A 6,011-nucleotide genomic window follows, 5' to 3' on the forward strand; every position below is an offset into this window, starting at 1 on the left:
TGAGTAAAGAATAGTAACAATAAAGAGAACGAAAGTTAAAGAGTTAATGAATAAGTATTCTGAATAAAATCCGTAATTATGTCGAGGCTCTAGAAGCCGTGGGAATGAGAGGTCACTCAAGGATATTTATAAGAATGCAGAAACCATTATGGCACTCGATGCTGAATATATGACCGCTTCCTTTGTGGCTCTATTTTTTTATTTTCTTTCTTGACAAATTCACTCGTCCATATATGACAAATTAGATGTGGGAATGACAGGGTAAAAACGTCATTGAGAGGAGTGCTAAAGCACGACTAAGCAATCCATTAAGTGTGGATTGCCGCGACCACTATGTGGTCTCGCAATGACACTTGCGTTGAAAAATATTTACACCTTCTCGCAATGACGGCTTGAGGACGTAAGGTTATGTTGCTTCATTGACCTACGGTCTTTCTCGCAATGACAGCAGTTTATTATGAAGAAATGCTAACTGAGTTAACTATAAAAAATCAAGTTGAACTGAAAAGTTATAGATTACTATAAAATTTCTAGTATACTCAGCTGGTTTTATAACTTTTAAATAAAATATTAACGTATGAAAATAATTTCTATATATTTATTGATTATTTTGATTGCTACGCAAGTATTGGCTGAGAATCAAATTACTAGAAAAAATTTGAAATTTGATACCTCTAATGATTATACGGAAAGATTAGATGGTTTAGAAAAAGAAAATCAACATTTACTTGGCAGAATTGAAATAATTGAGCATACTATTGGTAAATTAGAGAAAATTTTAAACTCGACAAAACAAGAGGTAACAAATTCCCAAGATAGTAGCGATACATCAAAAAATTCAGTAGATGATTCTGTGGCTAATGATGTCTTTGATATACCATCTACTAAAAAAGTGGAGAAAGAAGTTGTTGCTACTGATGTTGTAAAACCTATTTCGGGAGTGGCAGCAGATAAACAACTTTATGATTTAGCACTTGCCGCTTTAAAAGATAATAAATTAACAGAGGCTGAAGAAAAATTTGCAAATTTCTTAAAAAATTACTCTAAGAGTCCTTTGTTAAGTAATGCTTATTTTTGGTATGGTGAATCTTTTTTTAGACGTAAGATGTTTGATAAAGCCGCAATAAATTATTTAAAAGGTTATAAACAATCGCCAAAAGGGATCAAAGCTTCTGACTCATTGCTAAAATTAGCATTATCTCTTGGAGAGCTTAAAAAAGGACAAGAGGCATGTTCTATTCTTGATAAACTTGAAGCAGAGTTTCCAAATAGACCAGCTACCTCAATAAAAAGAGCTAAGGAGGCAAGAATTAAATTTGCTTGTAAACATTAGGATATATGAATAATAATTGGTAAATAATCATGACTGACATTTTGCAAGAAGTTTTAAGTGATAAAAATGAAGAAAAAAAACTTTATTACTTTAAAAAAATTCTTCCTATCACTATAATCCTTACACTTATAGTAATATTATTTATGTTAATAAATAATTGGCGTGATAGAAAGGCAATAGAGAATAACCAAAAGACAGGTGATATTTTAGCTAAATCTATAGCCCTTATTAATGATAACAAAGAGCTTGCTATAAAGTCTTTGGATAATTTAATGACAACAAGTACTAATAAAGTAAGTGGTTTAGCTGCTATCGAGCAAGCTAGTATCAAAATACACCAAGGAGATTTTATTGAAGCAAGAACTTTATTAAAAAAAGTTATCGATAACAACAATTATGATGAATTAACAAATGCCTATGCCCATCTAGTTTGGTTGAGTTTAATGATAGATGAACCAAATTCATCTGATGTAAACACTAATGAAATCGAGAAATATTTAAATTATTTTGATGATGAAAATAAACCATTTTTTGGGACAGCAAATATTATCAAAGCAATTTGGTATATTAATAACAACTCAAAAGATTTAGCCGAAGATACTTTAAAAAAGTTGATATCACTAGAAAGTACAACTCAAACAGTTAAAGAGCAGGCTAAAGCTTTACTTGCAAATTTACAATAATAAAGGTCTAGATTATGGCAAAACAACTTGTGACAAAACAACGATTAATTATTTTTTTACTACCTTTAATGTTAACTTCTTGTGATCTAATAAGTAAAAAAACAAAAAATATTGTAGAATTAACTCCTAGATTATCTGTAGAAACTAATGAAGCAATTCAAGTGGATTCTGCTAAAACCGATATATTTAGCCCTGAGATGCTTCAGAATAATGAATATACTGTTACAAAACACAAAATAATAGCCGAGCCAATTTTTAAGAAAGCTGTTGTCTATACCATCGATAACAAAGGTAATGTTTCTGCCTTTTCTATGAAAGACAAAGCTATTATTTGGTCATATAATATAAGCACCAACAAAAATGATCATTATGTTGGTGGCGGAATATTATACCATAATGATAAACTATACGTTACCTATGGTTCAAGATTCTTGGTAGTTTTAGATAGTAAATCAGGTCATGAAATAATCAGAAAAGAACTACCTGATATTACCAGAATAAAACCGATATTAATTAATAATCATACTATTGTAGTTCAAACAGTAACTAATCAAATATTAGCGATTAATACTGAGAGATTAAATTTTGTTTGGCAACATGAAGGTATAATTGAAATTTTATCATCAAGTTATCATGTAGCTCCAATAGTACAAAATGGTTATGTGATAGTAAACTATAATTCAGGACAAATTCTTGCTTTAGAATCTAATAGTGGTAAAATTTTATGGACTAACGATTTATCTAGCCAGCAAGAAATAGGTTTACCAAATTTTGAGGCAGCTTTTATATTATGCAAACCTGTTGTCAATAACTCTCGCCTATATATAGCTAATAGTGCCGGCAAGATAATAAAGCTAGATATTATAACCGGTAATATCCTATGGCAAATTAAAGCTTATGATGTACAATCAATGTCTTTAGCTGGCAATAGTTTATTTGTAACAAATAATGCTGGACAAGTAGCTGCTATAAGCACTGAATTTGGTAAAGTTAAGTTTGTAGCAGATTTAAACGATGGAAAAGATATCAAAAAAGTTAAAGCTTCATCATTTTTAGCCCCGATAATTGCTAAAACAACAGGGGAAAAAGAGGGGAGAGAAAAAGATTGGAATTTAAATATTATCTCTGCTAAAGGTGAATTATATACTTTCCAATCAGATATTAATGGTAATTTAAGCACCACTCCGGTAATTAGTAAAATTACTAAAAATATTGAATATTATGGCAAAACCTGCTGTGGTACTATGTATTTTACTACTGATAAAAAAATTATACTAGTAGATTAGTCAAGAAGCTATATTATGGTATAATTTATTGTAATTTGTCTTGACAAAATACTGGTTATAATGCTATTTAATATAGCTCACTACTTGGATAGTGAAAACAGCAATTTTTTGCTATTTTCAAGTATAATTGTAATTAATAAAGATATATAACGTGAAAACTTATTCTGCAAAACCATCACAAATTCAAAAGAAGTGGTGGGTTATAGATGCTAAAGACCTTGTATTAGGTAGGCTTGCTAGTGAGGTGGCTAAAATCTTACGCGGTAAGCATAAACCTTCCTTCACTCCTCATTTAGATTGTGGGGACTATGTAGTAATAATTAATGCCAAACATATTTGCTTGACAGGTAAAAAATCAGCTCTTAAAGATGGTAAAATTTATTATCGTCATACTGGTTTCCCGGGTGGAATAAAAGATACAACTGCCGGAAAAATCCTGGCTGGTAAGCACCCTGAACGAGTCATTAAACTCTCTGTAAAAAGAATGATCACAAGAAATGTTCTGGGATCAAAACAAATGAGTAATCTATATGTTTACGCAGAGAATGAACACCCGCATAAAGCTCAACAACCAGAATTTTATGATTTTGCAAGCAAAAATACCAAGAATAAAAAATAGTGAATTATGACAACATTGAAGCTTCAAAGTGAAAACACTAAGAATAGTCCAATTCAGAGTAAGTTAGTTAAGCAAAAACCATCTGCAGAAAACAGTGATAACAAGGTTTACGGTACAGGCAGAAGGAAAAATGCGATTGCTAGAGTTTGGTTAAAAAGTGGTAGTGGTAAAGTAATTGTTAACAAAAAAAATGTTGAGCAATATTTTACTCGTGAATCTCATACCAAATCTCTCTTACAACCATTCGTTGTAACCAAAACTTCTGGACAATATGATATAATATGTACTGTCAAAGGTGGCGGAAAATCAGGACAAATGGGGGCTGTATTACATGGCGTTGCTAGAGCTCTTGATAAAATTGCCCCAGAATTTCACAGTATTCTACGCAAATCTGGCTTCTTAACAAGAGATTCAAGAGTTGTAGAGCGGAAAAAATATGGTAAGCATAAAGCTAGAAAAAGTACTCAGTTCTCTAAACGTTAAAGATATAGTCAATTCAGGAGGATTGGGTAGCAGGAGTGATGGAGCGACGCCTATAAGTAATAGGCGAGCATTGAGCGACGACGTCTCCAACTTCTCATCAATTGACTATACTAGGCATACATTTTAAAAATCGTATGTGGTTAACTTCATTGCGAGGAAGACAGGGGCTTACTTTTTTGTATTGAAGCTATTTCCATCATGGCGGGGTAGCTCAGTTGGTTAGAGCAGCGGAATCATAATCCGCGTGTCGGGGGTTCAAATCCCTCCCTCGCTACCAGACAAAATTCTTCTGAATTAACTATAGTATTTATTCAGATTAGCCATATTTTTACTTCACAGCTATTTTGAATAAAATATAAGACAATGATTGTCACCCCTATGTAGAATGTCATCCCTGCTTCGGTTAGGGGTCTAGATTCCCGCCTACTCACATAAGCTTTAGTTTAAGAAAACAATAGCTGAAAAACCGTCATTGCGAGCTGATATATCCCCACGAAATTAAGCGCGACAAAGCTCCGTCTTTATAATAGATGCCAGGGATTCTACCAATGGTTTTATGGCATGCAAATAATTAAATTCAATAATAAATTTCCCAAGGGTAAAATACGAATAAATCTTTTTATCTTTTACTGTCAAGTCTTCTGCAACATCAAGTAACGCATTTAAACGATTATTATGTATAAAAGGACAATGTTCTTTTATTACTTCATTTAATACTGTTTTTACATCCATAACCTACTATCTCCATCATCATTAAATAATGAAGATATTCTATCAATTCTTGCTATTTTGCAACAATTTCGTGGGGATATATCAGCTCGCAATGACGCATAGGCATCATTCCCGTCCACTATTGTCATTCTCTCGTAGGCGGGAATCTAGTACTACAGTTGTAGTTTAGATGTGAGCATTCACGATTTTTTTGCTATTTTTTTGTGATGAATAAAAAAACCTGATCACCAAGAGTCATTGCGAGGAGACCGTAAGGTCAACGAAGCAATCCATTTCTAATCACTTTCCTGGATTGCTTCGTCGGTCTGGCAACCTCCTCGCAATGACATCTTATACTTTAACCTTTTTTCCGTGAACACTCACATTCAATCTACAACTGTAGTGCTAGGCTCCTGCCTACGTAGGTGGCAACCCATAGTACCCTACAATTTTTGTAATAAATACTCTGCAAAGGTATTGTATATGGGAGGTTGAAGTAGTATAAGAGTGTATTTTCTGACTATGCACAATATACTACTTCAGTCACTGATACTAAACTTTTCTTGGAAAAAATCAAGGCTAGAATGTCTTTCTGGAATGATTATGAGTCTAATTGAGAATTGCTCCGTTAGCGGTAAAAACATGGCACTTGGAATTAAGAGTGAAGCTAAACATAGCTCTAGAATTCAAAGAATATATAGGCTGTTTAGGGATCAAATATTTAATTATGACCAAATTGCTAAGTTTATTTTGAATATTTTTGCTAATGACAAATACATTATTGCTCTGGATAGAACTTGCTGGAAATTTGGCACAAGTGATACTGGACTGAAAAATCAAGACAAAAAAATAATAATTTTGTTTCCCATTTTTGCATTTTTCAAGCTGCAATTTGT

Annotated in this window: 8 protein-coding genes, 1 tRNA gene and 1 pseudogene; 8 read left to right on the forward strand and 2 right to left on the reverse strand. The window is 32.5% G+C overall.

The annotated features are described in order from the left end of the window. Positions 1 to 577: 577 nt before the first annotated feature. The 7 genes from ybgF (at position 578) to RiCNE_RS05390 (ending at position 4,681) form a co-directional block, all read left to right on the forward strand. Positions 578 to 1,333 carry a tol-pal system protein YbgF gene (gene ybgF / locus RiCNE_RS05360; protein ID WP_094649570.1) on the forward strand — a complete coding sequence of 252 codons (756 nt, stop codon included), beginning with the start codon at positions 578 to 580 and terminating at the stop codon, positions 1,331 to 1,333. Positions 1,334 to 1,362: 29 nt separating this feature from the next. Beyond that, entirely contained in the window at positions 1,363 to 2,016 is a 654-nt protein-coding gene (locus tag RiCNE_RS05365) for a DUF2659 family protein (RefSeq protein WP_094649571.1), read from the forward strand. Positions 2,017 to 2,030: 14 nt separating this feature from the next. Beyond that, entirely contained in the window at positions 2,031 to 3,302 is a 1,272-nt protein-coding gene (locus RiCNE_RS05370; protein WP_094649572.1) for an outer membrane protein assembly factor BamB family protein, read from the forward strand. A gap of 151 nt (positions 3,303 to 3,453) precedes the next feature. Continuing rightward, positions 3,454 to 3,921, forward strand: coding sequence for a 50S ribosomal protein L13 (gene rplM / locus RiCNE_RS05375; RefSeq protein WP_094649573.1), 468 nt, complete (start codon positions 3,454 to 3,456; stop codon positions 3,919 to 3,921). Between the two features lie 6 nt (positions 3,922 to 3,927). Next, entirely contained in the window at positions 3,928 to 4,404 is a 477-nt protein-coding gene (rpsI, locus tag RiCNE_RS05380) for a 30S ribosomal protein S9 (protein ID WP_094649574.1), read from the forward strand. 22 nt (positions 4,405 to 4,426) lie between these two features. Continuing rightward, complete coding sequence (locus RiCNE_RS08505; RefSeq protein ID WP_157905693.1) at positions 4,427 to 4,531, forward strand: palindromic element RPE2 domain-containing protein; 105 nt, start codon at positions 4,427 to 4,429, stop codon at positions 4,529 to 4,531. Between the two features lie 73 nt (positions 4,532 to 4,604). Next, a tRNA-Met gene (locus RiCNE_RS05390) sits at positions 4,605 to 4,681 on the forward strand. A 221-nt stretch (positions 4,682 to 4,902) separates the two neighbouring features. On the opposite strand, the gene RiCNE_RS05395 is transcribed toward RiCNE_RS05390, so the two are convergent. Beyond that, entirely contained in the window at positions 4,903 to 5,136 is a 234-nt protein-coding gene (locus RiCNE_RS05395; protein WP_094649576.1) for a hypothetical protein, read from the reverse strand. Next, entirely contained in the window at positions 5,127 to 5,264 is a 138-nt protein-coding gene (locus RiCNE_RS07570) for a hypothetical protein (protein WP_157905694.1), read from the reverse strand. Before RiCNE_RS07570 ends, RiCNE_RS05395 begins: the two co-directional genes overlap by 10 nt. Before the next feature lie 373 nt (positions 5,265 to 5,637). Here RiCNE_RS07570 and RiCNE_RS05400 point away from each other — a divergent pair. Next, positions 5,638 to 6,011: pseudogene (locus RiCNE_RS05400) on the forward strand (hypothetical protein); the annotation flags it as partial.

The sequence above is a fragment of the Rickettsia endosymbiont of Culicoides newsteadi genome, assembly GCF_002259525.1.
GTDB lineage: Bacteria > Pseudomonadota > Alphaproteobacteria > Rickettsiales > Rickettsiaceae > Tisiphia.

Bases quoted from the DNA above. Each gene is read 5' to 3' on its own strand.
- RiCNE_RS05395 (WP_094649576.1), bottom strand. From the start codon at position 5,136: ATGGATGTAAAAACAGTATTAAATGAAGTAATAAAAGAACATTGTCCT.
- RiCNE_RS05370 (WP_094649572.1), top strand. From the start codon at position 2,031: ATGGCAAAACAACTTGTGACAAAACAACGATTAATTATTTTTTTACTA.
- RiCNE_RS07570 (WP_157905694.1), bottom strand. From the start codon at position 5,264: ATGACAATAGTGGACGGGAATGATGCCTATGCGTCATTGCGAGCTGAT.
- ybgF (WP_094649570.1), top strand. From the start codon at position 578: ATGAAAATAATTTCTATATATTTATTGATTATTTTGATTGCTACGCAA.
- rpsI (WP_094649574.1), top strand. From the start codon at position 3,928: ATGACAACATTGAAGCTTCAAAGTGAAAACACTAAGAATAGTCCAATT.
- RiCNE_RS05365 (WP_094649571.1), top strand. From the start codon at position 1,363: ATGACTGACATTTTGCAAGAAGTTTTAAGTGATAAAAATGAAGAAAAA.